Below are 16,601 nucleotides of genomic sequence, written 5' to 3'. Positions count from 1 at the left end.
CGAAAATCCTTCTCCGAAGAAGGGCGGGATAACACCGCTTTTCGCTTCGGTCACTAGGGCGTGAGCGTAATCTTTTACTGGTCGGCGACCACTTCCGCATCCGATTCGGCTGTTTCGCCGGCCGGCTCCTTGCGCGGCCTGGCGGGCGCGGCCGCGCTGGCGTTGCTCGCATTGGGCATGGCGGCGGGCGTGCCCTCGCTCTGCACGCCGTCCAGATCGGTCATGGCGTCGGTCGTCGTGCCGTCCACCACTTCCATGTCCTTCATCTGCACGGCGTTGCCGGTCTTCTCCCCGCCGCTGCAACCCATGAGGGCGAAGCTGCCGCTCAAAAGGGCCATGCCGATCCATATCCTCGCCTTTGCGCGCATCCGGGTCTCCTGGTTCGATGATGTTGCCCGGCAGCCCCCCGCCCGGCGAAGCGGCGACCCTAACGGTCCGTTCCGCATTGCTCAACCCCCGGGCCGCAGCGGCCGAGATGGCCCAGAAAAGCCGGGAAACGGGCCTTCAGCGCCGCGTCCAGCTCCGCCATTCCGGCCTTGCAGCCCAGCGCGGCCATGCTGGTGACGGGATGGGCGCTGATCCCGCACGGCACGATGCCGCCAAAATGGGACAGGTCGGGGTCGACGTTGATCGAAAAGCCATGCAGCGTGACCCAGCGGCGCACCCGGATGCCCAGCGCGCCGATCTTCGCTTCCCGTCCCCGTTCGTCGTCGGTCCAGATGCCGATGCGTCCTTCCGCCCGGCGCGCCGCGACGCCCAGATCGCCGAGCGCCGCGATCATCCATCCTTCGAGATGATGGACGAAATTGCGGACATCGCGCCCGCGCTGGCGCAGGTCGATGTTGAGATAGCCGATGCGCTGCCCCGGCCCATGATAGGTATAGCGCCCCCCGCGCCCGGCGTCATGCACGGGGAAGCGCCGGTCGAGCAGTTCCGCCGGATCGGCGCTGGTGCCCGCCGTATAGAGCGGCGGATGCTGGAGCAGCCAGACCCGCTCCCTCGCCTCTCCCGCGAAGATCGCCGACGCGCGCGCTTCCATATCGGCGAGGGCCGCGGGATAATCGGCCGGAGCCGGATCGACGCGCCATTCGACGAGGTCGGCGGCGGATGAAAGAGAAGAAGGGGAAGCCATGGCCTTTCCTTGACTTGGGCGAAGCGAGCGATCAAGTCTCCAGCGCATTGACCGGGACGAAGGCGAACAAGATATGGCGGCATTGTCGATCGGCAAGGCATGGGAAGACAGCCTGGCCTTCATCAAGCGGGAAGGGAGCCTGCTGTTCCCCGTCGCCCTGCTGTTCCTGTCGGTGCCGATGGCGATCCTGCAACTGATGATCCCGCCCGATTACATGCAGATGGCGCCGGGCCAGACGCTGGCGTCGTTGCCGCCGCTGCCGGGGACGGTGAAGCTGGCCATGATATTGGGCGGCATCATCATGCTGATCGGGTCGCTCGCCATCTATGCGCTGGCGCTGCGGCCGGGGATCAGCGTGGCGGAGGCGCTGCGGCTGTCGATCGGACGCTTGCCCGCGGTGCTGGGCGCGTCGCTGATCGTGGGGGCGGGGATGCTCTTCATCCTGTTCGCGGCGGCGATGATCGGCGGGCTGCTGTCGGTCGCGGTCGGCAAGGCGGGCGGCGTGGCGCTGGCGGCGATCGTGATGCTGGCGGGAATGATCTATGTCAGCACCCGGATGCTGCCGCTCAGCGCCGTCATCATCGACCGGCGGCCGGGCGTGATCGCCGCGCTGCGCGAGACATTCGCCATGACGCGCGGGCAAGTGGGGCGGCTGGCGGTTTTCCTGGTCGTCGCGCTTATCGTGATCCTGGTGATCCAGATCGCGGTGCAGGCGATCTTCGGCATAGTGGGCACGCTGATGCTCGGCAAGGAAGCGGGGCGTTCCATCGGCGACATCGCGGTGGCGCTCGCCGCCGGGGCGGCCAATGTCTATCTGATGGTCATCACCGCCCGCATCTATCGCCAGCTGGAGGCGCGCTGAGGGGCTCCTCAATCCAGCAAGGGCACGTGCGGGGCGGCGTCACGCGGCAATATGCCCGCCAGACGAGGGTCGGCGAAAATCTCCACCTCCCGCGCGAAGGGCGTGAAGCCGTGCTTGCGGTAGAAGCCCAAGGCCGCCGGGCTGTCGAGCGTGCAGGTGTGAACCCATAAGCGCTGGACATCCTTGCGCCACGCCAACGTCTTGGCCTGCGCCATCAGCCATGCGCCGAAACCCTTGCCGGTGAGGTCGGGGACAAGGCCGAAAAAGGCCAGCTCGCAATCGGGCGGCGAACGGAAATCCAGTTCCAGCAAGCCCACTTCCACGCCGCGCGGGTCGGTGACCGCATGGATGGCGACGGTGGGATCGTGGATGATGGCGGCAAGGGCGGCGTCATCCATCACCAGCCGGGAGAACCAGAGCCACGGTTCGCCCACGCGGCGGAACAGCGCGCGATAGGCGTCCAGCTTCGGTTCCTTCCACGGCACCAGCCGCAGCGGCGCGGGCGGGATCGGCGCGGGCCTGGGCCGATCCCGCATTTCCAGATGGGTGACGATGGCGGCGACCTGTCCCCGCTCCACCGGCGTCAGGCTCATCGAGGTCAGCTCCAGCTCGCCATCGGCGGCAGGCTCATGAGGATCGCGTCGATATTGCCGCCGGTCTTGAGGCCGAACAGCGTGCCCCGGTCATGGACGAGGTTGAATTCCGCATAGCGGCCCCGCCATTCGAGCATCGCGCGATATTCCTCCTCCGACCAGCTTTCGTTCATCCGCCGCCGCACGATGGGCGCGAAGGCTTCGAGGAAGGATTCGCCCACGGCGCGGGTGAAGGCGAAGTCCGCGTCGAAATCGCCCTCCAGATGATCGTAGAAGATGCCGCCCACGCCGCGATGCACGCCGCGATGGGGGATGAAGAAATAGTCGTCCGCCCATGCCTTGAACCGGGGATAATATTCCGGATCGTGGGCGTCGCAGGCCGCCTTGAGCGTGGCGTGGAAATGCGCGCTGTCCTCTTCGCGCGGCAGGGGCGGATTGAGGTCCGCGCCGCCGCCGAACCAGCTTTTGCTCGTCACCAGATAGCGCGTGTTCATATGCACGGCGGGCACATGCGGATTGGCCATATGGGCGACGAGGCTGATGCCGGTCGCGAAGAAGGACGGGTCTTCGCCCGCGCCATGGATGGTCCTGGCGAATTCGGGGGCGAAGGCGCCGCCCACGGTGGAGACGTTGACGCCGACCTTCTCGAATATCCTGCCCTTCATCACGCCGCGCACGCCGCCGCCACCTTCGCCCGGAGCAAGGCCGGGCGCTTCGCGGTCCCACGGGGTGAAGGTGAAGCGGGCATCGCTTCCCGCTTCCCGCTCGATCGCCTCGAACTGGGCGCAGATGCGGGTGCGGAGCGATTCGAACCAGTCGCGGGCGGCCTGCTGCCGGGAATCGAGCGTCAATGTCATTGCGGGAACTTTCCAGTCTGGCGAAGGGCCTCGGCCACCGCGATGCCCGTCGACACGGCAATGTTCAAGGACCGAAATCCCGGCGCCATCGGAATCCGCACCCGAATGTCGGCCATGTCGCGCACCTCGACCGGCACGCCCGCGCCTTCCGATCCCATCAGCAGCACGTCATCCTCCCGAAAGGCGACATCGGGCAGGCGCTCCGACGCATGGCTGCTCATGAGGACGAGGCGGCGGCCCTCGGCGCGGCGCTGCCGGTCGAAGGCGTCGAAATTCACGTGCCGGGTTACTTCCGCCGCTTCGCCATAATCCATCGCCGCGCGCTTCAGGCGGGAATCGGAAAAGGCGAATCCGGTCGGCATGATGATGTCCACGGGCACCTGGAAACAGGCGGCAAGCCGCAAAATGGCGCCGACATTCCCGGCAATCTCTGGCTGATAGAGGGCAATACGCATGGCGCGCGCATAGAGCAGCGCGGCAAATTGTCATAGCCATGCCTAAATTGCTGTTGGCAAAATGCGCTTCCTGGGGTTATCAGGCCCGCGAACCACGCCAGGGGGAAAGCGGGGCCGTCGCGTATGAGCACCCGAATTCCTTGATAATCAGGGCCGGAAACGGCAATGCGGCGTGACCAGGGACGTTCTTGCAAGGGTTGAGGTGCATGGCGAGCGTTGAAGATACGGACGGCGAACTACTAGCCGGCGGAGACGGAGTGCGCCGCCGCGATTTTATCAACATCGCCGCGGTGAGTTTCGCGGGGGTCGGGGCTGTCGCCGTCGTCCTTCCGCTGATCGACCAGATGAATCCCAGCGCCGACGTGCTCGCGCTGGCGTCCACGGAAGTCGATCTTTCGGCCATCCAGCCGGGACAGGCGATCAAGACGACCTTCCGGTCGCAGCCCCTGTTCGTGCGCCACCTGACCGACAAGGAAATCGCGGAGGCCGACAAGGTAGACGTGTCCACCCTGCGCGATCCGCAGACGCTGGAGGAACGCACCGTCGACGGCAAGAAGCAGTGGCTCATCACCATGGGCGTGTGCACCCATCTGGGCTGCGTGCCGCTGGGTGCGGGCGAGGGCGAGAATCGCGGTGAGTTCGGCGGCTATTTCTGCCCCTGCCACGGATCGTCCTACGACACGGCGGCCCGCATCCGTAAGGGCCCCGCGCCCAAGAACCTGGAAGTGCCGAAGTTCAGCTTCACTTCCGACACCGCCATCCTTGTAGGCTGAGGTAAGAAACGATGAGCTTTCCCTGGGCTGAGCAATATACTCCCAAGCACCCGCTGATGCAGTGGGTCGACGAGAAGCTGCCGCTTCCGCGCCTCGTCTACAATGCGGTCGGCGCCGGTTATCCGGTTCCGCGCAATCTCAATTATTTCTGGAACTTCGGTGTGCTCGCCGGCCTCGCGCTGGTGATCCAGATCGTCACCGGCGTGGTGATGGCCATGCATTATGGCGCGAACACGCTGGTCGCCTTCGGCACCGTCGAGCAGACGATGCGCGACGTGAATGCGGGCTGGCTGATGCGCTACGCCCACGCCAACGGCGCGAGCTTCTTCTTCATCGTGGTCTATCTGCACATTTTCCGCGGCCTGTATTTCGGGTCCTACAAGGCGCCGCGCGAGATGGTGTGGCTGCTCGGCCTCGTCATCTTCCTCCTCATGATGGCGACCGCCTTCATGGGCTATGTGCTTCCCTGGGGGCAGATGAGCTATTGGGGCGCGAAGGTCATCACCGGCCTGTTCGGCGCGATCCCCGTGGTGGGCGAGCCGATCCAGACCTGGCTGCTGGGCGGTTTCGCGCCCGGCAACGCCTCGCTCAACCGCTTCTTCTCGCTGCACTTCCTGCTGCCCTTCGTGATCGCGGCGGTCGTGATCCTGCACATCTGGGCGCTGCATATCCCGGGTTCCTCCAACCCGACCGGCGTGGAAGTGAAGGGCCCGCAGGATACGGTGCCGTTCCATCCCTATTATACGGCGAAGGACGGCTTCGGGGCGGGCGTGTTCCTGATCCTCTTCGCCATCCTGTTGTTCTTCGCGCCGAACTTCCTCGGCCACCCGGACAATTATATCGAGGCCAATCCGCTTTCGACGCCGGCGCATATCGTGCCTGAATGGTATTTCTGGCCCTTCTACGCGATCCTGCGCGCCTTCACGGTGGACTTCTTCTTCATTCCCGCCAAGCTGCTGGGCGTGCTGGCGATGTTCGCGTCGATCCTGCTGCTCTTCTTCCTGCCCTGGCTGGACACATCCCCGGTGCGTTCGGGCAGCTATCGGCCGACCTTCAAGAAGTTCTTCTGGATCCTCATCCTTGACGTGCTGATCCTGGGCTATTGCGGCGGCGCGCCGGCGGAAGAGCCCTATGTGATGATCTCGCAGGTCGCCGCGGCCTATTATTTCGCGCACTTCCTGATCGTCCTTCCGCTGATCTCGCGCTTTGAAAAGCCGCTGCCGCTGCCGAACTCGATCACCGAGGCGGTCCTCGCGAAACATGGCCATGCCGACGGCGAAGCCGCCGCGGTCCCGGCCGAATAAGGGGTAGAAACAACCATGGTTCGCATCGGCGCATTTCTCGTCGGCCTCTTCTTCGCTGGCTGGCTGCTGATCTCCTTCCTCGTGGGCGCGGTGGCCTATGTCACCGACCCGCCGGCCAAGACCGTGGAGCATGAGTTCCACAAGGCTCCCAAGCATGTGTCCTTCTCGTTCGACGGGCCTTTCGGCAAGTACGACCAGGCGCAGCTCCAGCGCGGTTTCCAGGTGTTCAAGGAAGTCTGCTCGGCCTGCCACAGCCTGCATTATGTCGCTTTCCGCGACCTGAAGGCGCTGGGCTATAATGAGGCGGAGATCAAGGCGATCGCCAAGCAATGGGCGATCAAGACCCCCGACGTCGATCCCAAGACGGGCGAGATGTCGACCCGCGATCCGGTTCCGGCCGATTATTTCCCCAAGCCCTTCGCGAACAATGTCGCGGCGGCGGCGGCGAACAACAATGCGATCCCGCCGGACCTCTCGCTGATGACCAAGGCCCGCCATCACGGCAGCGCCTATGTCTATTCGCTGCTGACGGGCTTCCAGGCGCAGCCGGCGGAACTGCTGAAGGAATTCCCGGACGCCAAGACGCCGGAGGGGCTGCACTACAACCCCTATTTCGCCAACCTGAACCTGGCCATGGCGCCGCCGCTGACGGCCGACGATCAGGTGACCTATGGCGACGGCACCAAGGCGACGGTCGACCAGATGTCGCAGGACGTCGCGGCGTTCCTGACCTGGACGGCCGAGCCGAAGCTGGAAAACCGCCGCCGCGCGGGTCTGGCGACGATCATCTTCCTGCTGATCGCCACCGGCCTTGCCTATATGTCCTATCAGAATATCTGGGCGGACAAGAAGAAGGCGGCCTGATGGCGGAACGCCGCAAGCTCTGAAATGATAGGGCGCGGTCCGCAGGGATCGCGCCCTTTTTCTTGCGAGGAACAGATGAGCATCGACGGCCTGACCGGTCTGGTCCGCACCATTGCCGACTTTCCCAAGCCGGGCATCCAGTTCCGCGACATCACCACGCTGCTGGCGGATAGCGCGGGCTTGCGGGAATTGGTCGATGGCATGGCGGGGATAGCGCGGCCGCTCGATCCGGACCTGATCGTCGGGGTGGAAGCGCGGGGCTTCATTCTGGGGGCCGCACTCGCTTATGCGCTGGGCAAGGGGTTCGTCCCGGTCCGCAAGGCCGGGAAACTGCCGGGGCGGATCGTGGGGATCGACTATGTGCTGGAATATGGCACGGACCGATTGGAACTGCATGAAGGGCAGGTGCCGCCGGGCGCGCGGGTCGTGCTGGTCGATGATCTGATAGCGACGGGCGGAACGGCGCAGGCCGCCGCGCAATTGCTGCGCGAGCAGGGCGCGGAGGTGCTGATGGCGATCTTCGCCATCGACCTGCCCGATCTGGGCGGCAGACAGGCGTTGGAAGCGGATGGCGTGGCGACAGCGGCGATCATGACCTTTGCGGGACACTGAACGCGGTCCACGCAGGGCGTCAATGAAATGGCGATGGTGTGCTTTGCAAACCCCGGTGTGAGAGGCGGTTAGGGGTGGTAAGCGGAATGTCGTCTTTCAGGCGCTGACGATAGAAAACGGCCGATTCCGGGATGATCGGGGAAAAACCCTTTCGCTATTTCAGATGCTGCCTTCTATCAGCGTGAGTAGCCGCTGCGCAGCGGCTCGAACCTCGCTCATGCGATCATCGTGGATGATTTCTAGCGGCGTGCGATTGCTGTCTATATTCGACAACATGTCGCTAAAAAATCGCAATTGATCGTCAATGGCATCGCTGAAAACAGGACGCCTTTTCTCCAGTTCGTCACCCAAACCGGTATCGGTAAATAGCTGTTCTTGAGCTTCAACGAATGACGAGACTTCCGCCCCGTTCTTCCCTGTCGAGAGCCAAAGGCGCGCCTGCTCGCTCTCGCTCGCCCACTCCTTCAAAGACGTTATGATGCGGTTGGAGTCGATTTCTGAAGCCATATTGCATCCTTCTATACTGGGGGCAGGCGGCGCAAATCCCAAAAATGCTGCATTTTCAGATAAAGCAATCTTCCAGCCTCGGAAAGCCGGTCCTCCTGCTCTTGGCATCTGTAAACCCGTCTCAAAATCTATGTCTGGAAATGGACTGCTGATTCTCACGTCGGAACGGCAATTTCTGGTCGAGACCAGCCATCGCAAGGCCGTGAATTTTGCAGAATAATACGTCGCTTCGGCCTGTCTCTCATTCCTGCGCGCTGAGGGCATCCGGCAACAGGTCCACCGCAGCGGCGAGGCGCTCGTCCAGCAGTGAGAGCAGTTCCCGCCAGCCGGACACATGGTTCAGTTCGCCCGGCCCGTCGGACACGCCGCGCAGCCCCATCAGCGGCACGTCGAATCGCTGGCAGGCTCGCGCGATGGCGAAGGTTTCCATGTCGACCATGTCCGCGTCGATGGCGGCATATTCCTCTCCGCCGACGACATTCGCGCCGGTGGAGAGGCGCGCCATGGGCAGGGAGAGGGGCGTCACCAACGGCATGTCGACGGGGTGGTCGAGGAAAGGCGTCACCCCCTTGGGCACGCCGATTCGCGAGGCGTCCATGTCGCGCCAGGAAACGCTGGCGATCTGATAGATCTCGCCCAGCGCGCAAATGCGCGAACCCGCCGATCCGAGCGAAAGGACGAGATCGGGCAGCGTCCCCTGCCGGTCGAGTTGATGCAAGGCGATGCCCATCGCGATAGCGGCTTCCACCGGCCCCACGCCGGTCATCAGCGGCGTGAAGCGCTGGCGCAGATGCGGGCCATATTCGGGCTCTGCCGCCATCACGAAGAGGATGCGGCGATTCGCGATCATCTCACAGGCGGGCATCGGCATTCCCCATGACGGAAACGAAAGAGCGGACGCGCTCCCTTCGCAGGAGAACGGCCCCTCTTCAAGGATTGTCAGGCACCGTCAGGGAATGAGGCGCCGCACGATTTCCTCCCCCGCTTCCTCCGCCGTCATCGCGGTCGTGTCGATGCGGATTTCGGGGTCGGCGGGCGGTTCATAGGGGCTGTCGATGCCGGTGAAGTTCTTGAGCTGGCCCGACCGCGCCTTCTTGTAGAGGCCCTTGACGTCGCGCTTCTCCGCTTCCTCCAGCGGCGTGTCGATGTGGATTTCGACGAACTCGCCCGGCTGCATCATCTGCCGCACCATGTCGCGCTCCGCCCGGAAGGGGGAGATGAAGGCGGTGATGACGATGAGGCCCGCGTCGGTCATGAGCTTCGCCACCTCGCCCACGCGGCGGATATTCTCCACCCGGTCGGCATCGGTGAAGCCCAGATCCTTGTTGAGGCCGTGGCGCACATTGTCGCCGTCGAGCAGGAAGGTGTGGCGGTTCATCCGCGCCAGCTTCTTTTCGACGATGTTGGCGATGGTGGACTTGCCCGCGCCCGACAGGCCGGTGAGCCAGAGCACGGCGGGCTTCTGGTTCTTGACCTGCGCGTGATGTTCGCGCGTCACGTCGGTCGCCTGCCAGTGGACATTGTCCGCGCGGCGCAGCGAGAAGTGGATCATCCCCGCCGCCACGGTGGCGTTGGTCATCTTGTCGATCAGGATGAAGCCGCCCAGATCGCGATTCTGCGCATAGGGTTCGAACGGGATCGCCCGGTCGGTCGACAGGTTGGCGACGCCGATGGCATTGAGGTCCAGCGTCTTCGCCGCCAGATGCTCCAGCGTGTTGACGTTGACCTGATATTTGGGCTGCTGGATGGTGGCGGTGACGGTCTGCGTCCCGATCTTCAGCCAATAGGGGCGGCCCGGCAGCAGCTCATTCTCGTCCATCCAGACGATGGTGGCCTCGAACTGGTCGGCGGCCTGCACCGGATCGTCGGCGATGGCGATCACGTCGCCGCGCGAGCAGTCGATCTCGTCCGCGAAGCAGAGCGTCACCGACTGGCCCGCGACGGCTTCTTCCAGATCGCCGTCCAGCGTGACGATGCGGGTGACGGTGCTGGTCTTGCCCGAAGGCAGCACGCGCACGGCATCGCCGGGCCGGATCGTGCCGGTCGAAATGAGGCCGGAGAAACCCCGGAAGTCGAGGTTCGGGCGATTGACCCACTGCACCGCCATGCGGAAGGGCTTGGCGAGGTCGGCGGTCGCATCGACCTCCACCGTCTCCAGATGCTCCATCAGCGTGGGGCCGCCATACCAGGGCGTGTTGGCGCTGCGGGTCGTGATATTGTCGCCCCGGATGCCGGAGATCGGCATGGCGACGAAATTCTCTATCCCGATGGACTTCGCGAATTCGGCATAGTCCTTCACGATCGCGTCGAACACGCTCTGATCGTAATCGACCAGATCCATCTTGTTCACCGCCAGCACAATGTTGCGGATGCCGATCAGATGGGCAAGGTAGCTGTGCCGCCGCGTCTGGACCAGCACGCCCTTGCGCGCATCGATCAGGATGACGGCTAGGTCCGCCGTGGACGCGCCCGTCACCATGTTGCGCGTATATTGCTCGTGACCGGGCGTGTCGGCGACGATGAACTTGCGCTTTTCGGTCGCGAAGAAGCGATAGGCGACATCGATGGTGATGCCCTGCTCGCGCTCGGCGGCGAGGCCGTCGACAAGGAGGGCGAAGTCGATTTCCTGCCCTTGCGTGCCGACGCGCCTGCTGTCGGCTTCCAGCGCGGCGAGTTGATCCTCGAAGATCATCTTCGAATCATAGAGCAGCCGCCCGATCAGGGTCGACTTGCCGTCGTCCACCGACCCGCAGGTGATGAAGCGCAGCATCGTCTTGTGCTGGTGCACGTCCAGATAGGCTTCGATATCCTCGGCAATGAGGGCGTCGGTCCGGTAGACCGGATCGTTGGTCAGCATGTCCGACATCAGAAATAGCCCTCCTGCTTCTTCTTCTCCATGCTGGCGTCGCCGCCATCCTTGTCGATGACGCGGCCCTGCCGCTCGCTGGTGGTGGTCAGGAGCATTTCCTGGATGACCTCCGGCAATGTTGCCGCCTCGCTCTCCACCGCGCCGGTGAGCGGATAGCAACCCAAGGTGCGGAAGCGGATGGAGCGCACCTGCGGTTCCTCCCCGTCCTTCAGGGGGAAGCGGTCGTCATCCACCATGATGAGCAAGCCGTCGCGCTCCACCGTCGGGCGCGGCGCGGAGAAATAGAGCGGCACGATCTCAATGTCGTTGAGGTGGATATATTGCCAGATGTCGAGTTCCGTCCAGTTGCTGATCGGGAACACGCGCATCGATTCGCCCTTGTTCTTCCGGGCGTTGTAGAGGTGCCAGAGTTCGGGCCGCTGCGCCTTGGGGTCCCAGCGGTGGCTGGCCGTGCGGAAGGAGAAGATGCGCTCCTTCGCCCGGCTCTTCTCCTCGTCGCGGCGCGCGCCGCCAAAGGCCGCGTCAAAGCCGTAGAGGTCGAGCGCCTGCTTCAACCCCTCGGTCTTCCACATGTCGGTGTGGAGCGGGCCATGGTCGAAGGGGTTGATGCCGCGCTCCTTCGCCTCCGGATTATGGTAGACGAGCAGTTCCATGCCCGCATCCTTCGCGGCCTTGTCGCGCAGGTCGTACATGGCGCGGAACTTCCATGTCGTGTCGACATGCAGCAGCGGGAAGGGCGGGGGCGAAGGGTAGAACGCCTTTTTGGCGAGGTGCAGCATGACGGCGCTGTCCTTGCCCACCGAATAGAGCATGACGGGCTTTTCCGCCTCGGCCACGACCTCCCGCATGATGTGGATGCTTTCGGCTTCCAGGCGCTGCAAATGGGTAAGGCGGGTCGCGTCCAGTGGTCCGGTGGCGGTGGTCATGAGGCGGGCTTCTTTCCTTCACGATAGGCTGGCGCTTGACATAAGCATCCGACGCGCCAACACACCTCCCATATGGGAGGTATCCGGTGGCGCTCACGCGGACGGACGAGAATGAGCTGTTGACCGCCCTGTATGGCGGCATGCTGGAGGAGGAGCCCTGGCGGCTTTTCCTTCTCCGCCTGCTCGCGCGCCTGCGGGCCGATCTGGCGCAGGTCGCGGTGCGGCCCCCGGGCGGGCAGGGATGGAGCCTTGCCGGGCAGGCGCGTGACCGCCGTCTGTCCGCCGGCTTCGTTCCGCCCGAGCCGCCCAGGGACAGGATGCGGCCGGGCCGCGTCTATGCCGGGGCGGAACTGGACGGTGATTCCCCGGCCCCGGCGCGGCATATGCGGGTGGGGCTGGCGGAGGCGGGCGATCTCACCCTCTCCGTCTTTCGCGAAGGGGCGGATTTCAGCGCCAGCGATTCCGCCTTGCTGGCGGGTCTCGCCCCCCATCTGGTCATCGCGGGACGGACCGGCGGGCGGCTGGAGCGGGAAAGCGCCCGCATCGCGCTGGCGGAGCGGGAACTGGCGCTTTTCGGCGGCGGCTGGCTGCTGGTCGACGGGCAGGCGCGGCTGCTGGATGGAGACGCCGCGACCGTGGCGCTCGTCGCGCAGGGGCGGATCATGGGCAGGGCCGCGGACGGCCGGCTGCGCCTGCTTCTTCCCGAAGCGGAGAAACTGCTGGAACAGGCGATCGCGGGCGGCAAGCCGGTTGCGCCACGCGCCGGATGGCTATGGCACGATCCGCCGATGCAGATGCTTGTCACCCCGCCGCCGGAGCGAAAGGGATGGGCGCTCGCCGAGGCGCGATGCCGCATCCGCATCCGCGCCCTGCCGCAAGGGGAAGGGCGCGGCGCGGAGGCGGCGATCCTTGCCGATCTGTTCCGTCTGACGCCCAGCGAGGCGTCCTTCGCCGCGCGCCTGGCGGCGGGGGGCGGCATCGCGGAGGCGGCCGGGGCGCTGGGCCTCACCATCGAAACGGCGCGCAACTATTCCAAGCGCATATATGGCAAGACCGGGACGCATGGACAGGGCGGCCTGATCCGCCTGCTTTCGGCGTGCGTCAGGGGGAAGGCGGCGGCTTCAGAATCATCGGCAGGCCCGCCGCCACCAGAACCACCTCGTCGCTGATCCGCGCCAGCCTCTGGTTCAGCCATCCCGCTTCGTCGCGGAAGCGGCGGGCGAGGGCGTTATCGGGAACGATGCCGAACCCCACTTCATTCGCCACCAGGGCGACGGGCCTGGGGCAGGCGAGGATGGCCCGTTCCAGCGCCGCGCCGGCCGCATCCACATCCTTTTCCGCGAGCAGCAGGTTGGACAGCCAGAGCGTCAGGCAATCGACCAGCACGGCATCGGCCTTGCGCGCGGCGTCGGCAATGGCTTCCGGCAGGTCGAGCGGCGTCTCGAACGTCGTCCAGCGGCTGTCCCGGTCGGCGCGGTGCCGGGCGATGCGGTTCGCCATCTCCGCATCATAAGCCTGGGCGGTCGCGATGAAGGCCGGGGCGTTGCCCATCTGCTCCACCCGCGCCTGCGCATAGCGGCTCTTGCCCGAGCGCGCGCCGCCCAGCACCAGCAGGCTCCGCCCGCTCATAGCGCCCCTGCCACGGCGGCTTCGGCAAAGGTGGCCATCTCCCGATGCGCGGCGAGCGCGCACCGGACGACCTGCGTCGCGACGGCCGCGCCCGATCCTTCCCCCAGCCGCATGTCAAGATGGAGCAGCGGCTTGAGCCCCAGCCGTTTCAGAAGAAGCGCATGGCCCGCTTCCGCCGAGCAATGCGCCGCGAGGCAATGGTCCGTGAAAGAAGGAACGGCCGCCGCCAGGGGCGCGATGGCCGCGCAGCAGATGAAGCCGTCCAGCAGCACGGGGACATGCTCCATCCGCGCCGCCAGAATGGCGCCCGCCATGGCCGCGATCTCCCGACCGCCCAGGCGGCGCAGCGTTTCGAAAGGCGTGTCGCAGGCGGACCCATGGAGCGCCAGCGCGCGGGAGACGGCGCGTATCTTGCGTCCGATTCCGGCATCGTCCACGCCCGTTCCGCGCCCGACCCAAAGGCTTGCGTCGCCCCCGAGAGCTTGCGCGCAGAGCGCGGACCCGGGCGTGGTGTTGGCGATGCCCATTTCCCCGACGAACAGCAGATCGATGTCCCCGCCGACCATGGTGGCGCCGGCATTCAACGCTTCGAAGCATTCCGCTTCGCTCATGGCCGGCTCGACGCTGATGTCGCCGGTCGGGCGTTCCAGGTCCAGCGGCACGACGTGCAGATCGGCCCCGCAAACGCGCGCCAGTGCATTGATCGCCGCGCCGCCCGCCTGGAAATTGGCGACCATTTGCGCCGTGACGGCGGGGGGAAAGGCGCTGACCCCCTGCGCCGCCACGCCGTGATTGCCCGCGAAGACGGCGGCGCGAATCCTGTCCAGCCGGGGGCGGGCCGTGCCCTGCCACCCGGCCATGAACAGTGCGATGTCCTCCAGCCGCCCGAGCGATCCGGGTGGCTTGGTGAGCTGGGCCTGCCGCGCCGCCGCCGTTTCGATGGCGAGCGCGTCGGGATGAGGCAGGGCGTTCAGAGCCGATGTGAACGCGGCACGATCGGGAAAGCGGATCATGAGCAGACAAACCCTTCCGGCGGCGTGCGGGTGATGAAATGGCCCTTCACGCCTTCGGGCCATTGGGCATAGCGCACGACGCCCTCGGCGCTTTGGGCGTGAAGCGCGGCCCAGGTCAGGATCGCCCGGGCGGCCTCTTCATCCGGCGTGAAGTCGCCCAGCACATAGCCGACCTTGCCGGGCGCGCGGATATGGACGGCGCAATGGCGCTGGCAGGCGAAGAGGCAGGGCATTTCCTGCACCGCGACCTCCGCGAATGCGGGGTCGCTGGCCTGCACCCGGCGCAACGCCTGAACGAGCAGCGCGCCGCCGCGCCGTCCGTCCGCATCCTCCCGCCGGTCGGGCGAGAGGCGGCAAGTGTTGCACACGACCACGGCCGGGCCCGCTTCCACCGGCTTCAGCATCAGAACCGGCTCCGGATGCCGGCATAGAAGCTGCGGCCCAGAGTTCCGTAGCCGCTCGCCGTCTCATATTGCTTGTCGGACAGGTTCTCGACCCGGCCATAGAGCGACAGGCCGGGCAGCAGCTGCCAGTCCGCGCGCAGGTCGGCGAGCCAATAGTCTCCCAGCTTCGCCGTGCCGGTCGCCCGGTCGTAGGTCTCGCCCGAATAGCGGACCGCCACGCTTGTCCTCAAGCCGAAGGGAAAGCGATAGCCCAGCTCGCCGTTCGCCATGTGGCGGGGAACGCGCTGAAGCTGGCGGCCATAGGTATCGCCGGGCGTGCGGTCCTCCGCCTTGATCCAGCTATAATTGGCGTTCGCGAACAGGTCGCGCCATTCCAGCGAGCCGGACAGTTCGAGGCCCTGCGCCTGGCTTTTCTTCGTATTGGCGTAATAGCCGAAGCGTTCCGTGGTGGTGCCCGGAATATAGCATTGCGAAGGGAGCGTGCCGGTGGTCGGGCACCGGGCGAAGTCGATCAGATTGTCGGTATCGCGATCGAACCATGTGGCGGACAGGCGCAGCAGTTTCCCGACCGCCTGTTCGAGCCCGATTTCCCAGCCCTTCGCCTTTTCCGGGCGCAGGTCGGCCGACCCGTAATCGCTGAACAGCTGATAGAGGGACGGCGCCTTGAAACCCTCGTCATAGCTGGCGCGCACTATCGTATTGCCCTGATCGATCGACCAGACCGCCCCGCCGCTGAAGACCGTGTTGTGCCCGAAACGGCTGTTATGGTCCCGCCGCGCCCCGCCGCTCAGCGTCACGCCCGTGACCGGGGTGATGCGCACTTCGCCATAGAGGCTGTCGGTATCGGTGCGGCGCGGGGTGAGGGCATAAGGCGCGAGGCTGTCGCCGGGCGAGGCGGTGGTCATGCGTTGCTCATCCCGCTCCGCGCCGAAGACGAACTGGATCATGTCGGACGGTCGGAACATGCCCTGATATTCATATCGGCGCACCCGGCCGTGCGCATCGAAATTGATGGCCCGCAGCGTCCGTGCGGGATTGAAATTCTGCCGGTCCGTCTCGCTTTGCAGAATCGCGATGCGATGGGTGAAGCGTCCGTCGAGCAGGGCCAGGTTCAATCCCGCGTAGAGCGTCCATTCCTCCGTCGCGCCATAGTCCGGCGTATCGCCCGCCGAGCCGTCGAAATCATTGCGCCCTTTCGCCCAATAGCCGCGCAGGTCCACGGAGATCGCGGAGGACAGCTTCACCGTGGCGGTGCCGCTCGCCGCGCGGCGGCGATATCCATCCTTCTCCGTTCCGTTGGACCGGGCCGAAATGCCGTCGGTCGAAAAGGTCGATCCGGCGACGCGCCAGTCGATCAGCTCGCTCGCGCCGCCGACCGCCGCGCGGGCGTTGATCGTGTCGCGCGATCCGCCTTCGAAGGAAAAGCTGCCTTCCAGCGCCTTGGCGGCCCGGGCCGTCTGGACATTGACCACGCCGCCGATGGCGTCGCTGCCCCACAGGATCGATTGCGGCCCGCGCAATATCTCGATCCGGCTGATGTCGTCGGCGAACAGATTGGAAAAGCCATAGCCGCCCGCAATGGAGGAAGGATCGGAAATTCGTACGCCGTCGATCACCATGACGCTCTGGCCCGCATCGGCGCCCCGGATCCGGATCGATGTCGCGGTGCCATAGCCCCCGTTGCGCGACAGGCTGACGCCGGGCGTCCGCACCAATATATCGGTGATGGCGAGCGGTTGCGCCTGCTCGATCGCCTGCTGGTCGAGCACGGTGATGCTGGAAGCGATCTTATCCCATGCGA

19 protein-coding genes (1 of these 19 only partly in view) are annotated in these 16,601 nt (G+C 65.5%); 6 read left to right on the top strand and 13 right to left on the bottom strand.

Annotation, left to right across the window (positions count from 1 at the left end; all coding sequences use genetic code 11):
* Positions 1–74: 74 nt before the first annotated feature.
* Together SCLO_RS09025 and lipB are read right to left on the bottom strand one after the other, a co-directional pair.
* On the bottom strand, positions 75–368 hold the full coding sequence (locus SCLO_RS09025; RefSeq protein WP_066514818.1) for a hypothetical protein: 294 nt from the start codon (positions 366–368) through the stop codon (positions 75–77).
* Between the two features lie 59 nt (positions 369–427).
* Positions 428–1,132 (bottom strand): lipoyl(octanoyl) transferase LipB, encoded by a 705-nt coding sequence (gene lipB / locus SCLO_RS09020; protein ID WP_066514813.1) that lies wholly within the window; start codon positions 1,130–1,132, stop codon positions 428–430.
* A 73-nt stretch (positions 1,133–1,205) separates the two neighbouring features.
* Here lipB and SCLO_RS09015 point away from each other — a divergent pair, with 73 nt between their 5' ends.
* Positions 1,206–1,994: a hypothetical protein gene (locus SCLO_RS09015; RefSeq protein WP_066514812.1), complete on the top strand. Its 789-nt coding sequence runs from the start codon at positions 1,206–1,208 to the stop codon at positions 1,992–1,994.
* Positions 1,995–2,002: 8 nt separating this feature from the next.
* On the opposite strand, the gene SCLO_RS09010 is transcribed toward SCLO_RS09015, so the two are convergent.
* Genes SCLO_RS09010 through SCLO_RS09000 form a run of 3 tightly spaced genes read right to left on the bottom strand, consistent with a single transcriptional unit; the run spans position 2,003 to position 3,899 of the window.
* Positions 2,003–2,587 carry a GNAT family N-acetyltransferase gene (locus SCLO_RS09010; protein ID WP_066514809.1) on the bottom strand — a complete coding sequence of 195 codons (585 nt, stop codon included), beginning with the start codon at positions 2,585–2,587 and terminating at the stop codon, positions 2,003–2,005.
* A gap of 5 nt (positions 2,588–2,592) precedes the next feature.
* Positions 2,593–3,444: an oxygen-dependent coproporphyrinogen oxidase gene (gene hemF, locus SCLO_RS09005; RefSeq protein ID WP_066514807.1), complete on the bottom strand. Its 852-nt coding sequence runs from the start codon at positions 3,442–3,444 to the stop codon at positions 2,593–2,595.
* Positions 3,441–3,899 carry a tRNA (cytidine(34)-2'-O)-methyltransferase gene (locus SCLO_RS09000; protein ID WP_066514806.1) on the bottom strand — a complete coding sequence of 153 codons (459 nt, stop codon included), beginning with the start codon at positions 3,897–3,899 and terminating at the stop codon, positions 3,441–3,443. Before SCLO_RS09000 ends, hemF begins: the two co-directional genes overlap by 4 nt.
* A 206-nt stretch (positions 3,900–4,105) precedes the next feature.
* Here SCLO_RS09000 and petA point away from each other — a divergent pair, with 206 nt between their 5' ends.
* The 4 genes from petA (at position 4,106) to SCLO_RS08980 (ending at position 7,452) form a co-directional block, all read left to right on the top strand.
* Entirely contained in the window at positions 4,106–4,672 is a 567-nt protein-coding gene (gene petA, locus SCLO_RS08995; RefSeq protein WP_066514805.1) for a ubiquinol-cytochrome c reductase iron-sulfur subunit, read from the top strand.
* Between the two features lie 11 nt (positions 4,673–4,683).
* On the top strand, positions 4,684–5,976 hold the full coding sequence (locus SCLO_RS08990) for a cytochrome b (RefSeq protein ID WP_066514804.1): 1,293 nt from the start codon (positions 4,684–4,686) through the stop codon (positions 5,974–5,976).
* Between the two features lie 15 nt (positions 5,977–5,991).
* A complete protein-coding gene (locus SCLO_RS08985; protein ID WP_066514802.1) occupies positions 5,992–6,840 on the top strand; it encodes a cytochrome c1 in 849 nt (282 codons plus the stop codon).
* Between the two features lie 75 nt (positions 6,841–6,915).
* Entirely contained in the window at positions 6,916–7,452 is a 537-nt protein-coding gene (locus SCLO_RS08980) for an adenine phosphoribosyltransferase (RefSeq protein WP_066515148.1), read from the top strand.
* 159 nt (positions 7,453–7,611) lie between these two features.
* On the opposite strand, the gene SCLO_RS08975 is transcribed toward SCLO_RS08980, so the two are convergent.
* The 4 genes from SCLO_RS08975 to cysD form a co-directional block, all read right to left on the bottom strand.
* A complete protein-coding gene (locus SCLO_RS08975) occupies positions 7,612–7,959 on the bottom strand; it encodes a hypothetical protein (RefSeq protein ID WP_066514800.1) in 348 nt (115 codons plus the stop codon).
* Between the two features lie 241 nt (positions 7,960–8,200).
* Entirely contained in the window at positions 8,201–8,809 is a 609-nt protein-coding gene (locus SCLO_RS08970) for a 5'-methylthioadenosine/S-adenosylhomocysteine nucleosidase (protein WP_066515146.1), read from the bottom strand.
* A 99-nt stretch (positions 8,810–8,908) separates the two neighbouring features.
* Entirely contained in the window at positions 8,909–10,825 is a 1,917-nt protein-coding gene (gene cysN, locus SCLO_RS08965) for a sulfate adenylyltransferase subunit CysN (RefSeq protein ID WP_066514798.1), read from the bottom strand.
* Entirely contained in the window at positions 10,825–11,754 is a 930-nt protein-coding gene (gene cysD / locus SCLO_RS08960) for a sulfate adenylyltransferase subunit CysD (RefSeq protein ID WP_066514796.1), read from the bottom strand. The genes cysN and cysD overlap by 1 nt, the downstream gene beginning before the upstream one ends.
* A gap of 86 nt (positions 11,755–11,840) precedes the next feature.
* Between cysD and SCLO_RS08955 the strand changes: the two genes are divergently transcribed.
* Entirely contained in the window at positions 11,841–12,923 is a 1,083-nt protein-coding gene (locus tag SCLO_RS08955; RefSeq protein ID WP_066514795.1) for a hypothetical protein, read from the top strand.
* Here the strand turns inward: SCLO_RS08955 and cobU are convergent.
* The 4 genes in view from cobU to SCLO_RS08935 are tightly spaced (each overlapping or abutting the next) and all read right to left on the bottom strand, a layout consistent with a single transcriptional unit that may run on beyond the window.
* Positions 12,856–13,383 (bottom strand): bifunctional adenosylcobinamide kinase/adenosylcobinamide-phosphate guanylyltransferase, encoded by a 528-nt coding sequence (gene cobU / locus SCLO_RS08950; RefSeq protein ID WP_066514791.1) that lies wholly within the window; start codon positions 13,381–13,383, stop codon positions 12,856–12,858. The two genes, SCLO_RS08955 and cobU, sit on opposite strands and share 68 nt — an antisense overlap.
* The gene (cobT, locus tag SCLO_RS08945; RefSeq protein WP_066514790.1) at positions 13,380–14,396 is read right to left on the bottom strand and encodes a nicotinate-nucleotide--dimethylbenzimidazole phosphoribosyltransferase; all 1,017 of its coding nucleotides are present in this window, start codon (positions 14,394–14,396) and stop codon (positions 13,380–13,382) included. Before cobT ends, cobU begins: the two co-directional genes overlap by 4 nt.
* The gene (locus SCLO_RS08940) at positions 14,393–14,800 is read right to left on the bottom strand and encodes a DUF1636 domain-containing protein (protein ID WP_066514789.1); all 408 of its coding nucleotides are present in this window, start codon (positions 14,798–14,800) and stop codon (positions 14,393–14,395) included. The genes cobT and SCLO_RS08940 overlap by 4 nt, the downstream gene beginning before the upstream one ends.
* A protein-coding gene (locus SCLO_RS08935; RefSeq protein WP_066514787.1) for a TonB-dependent receptor plug domain-containing protein crosses the window boundary here: on the bottom strand, positions 14,800–16,601 show its 3' portion. Its footprint extends 133 nt past the window's final position; 1,802 of the gene's 1,935 nt are visible here — the last part of the coding sequence; its start codon lies off the right edge, out of view; its stop codon occupies positions 14,800–14,802. Before SCLO_RS08935 ends, SCLO_RS08940 begins: the two co-directional genes overlap by 1 nt.

Source organism: Sphingobium cloacae, from assembly GCF_002355855.1.
GTDB classification, from domain to species: Bacteria; Pseudomonadota; Alphaproteobacteria; order Sphingomonadales; family Sphingomonadaceae; genus Sphingobium; species Sphingobium cloacae.
This window is presented reverse-complemented; position numbering and strand designations above follow the sequence as displayed.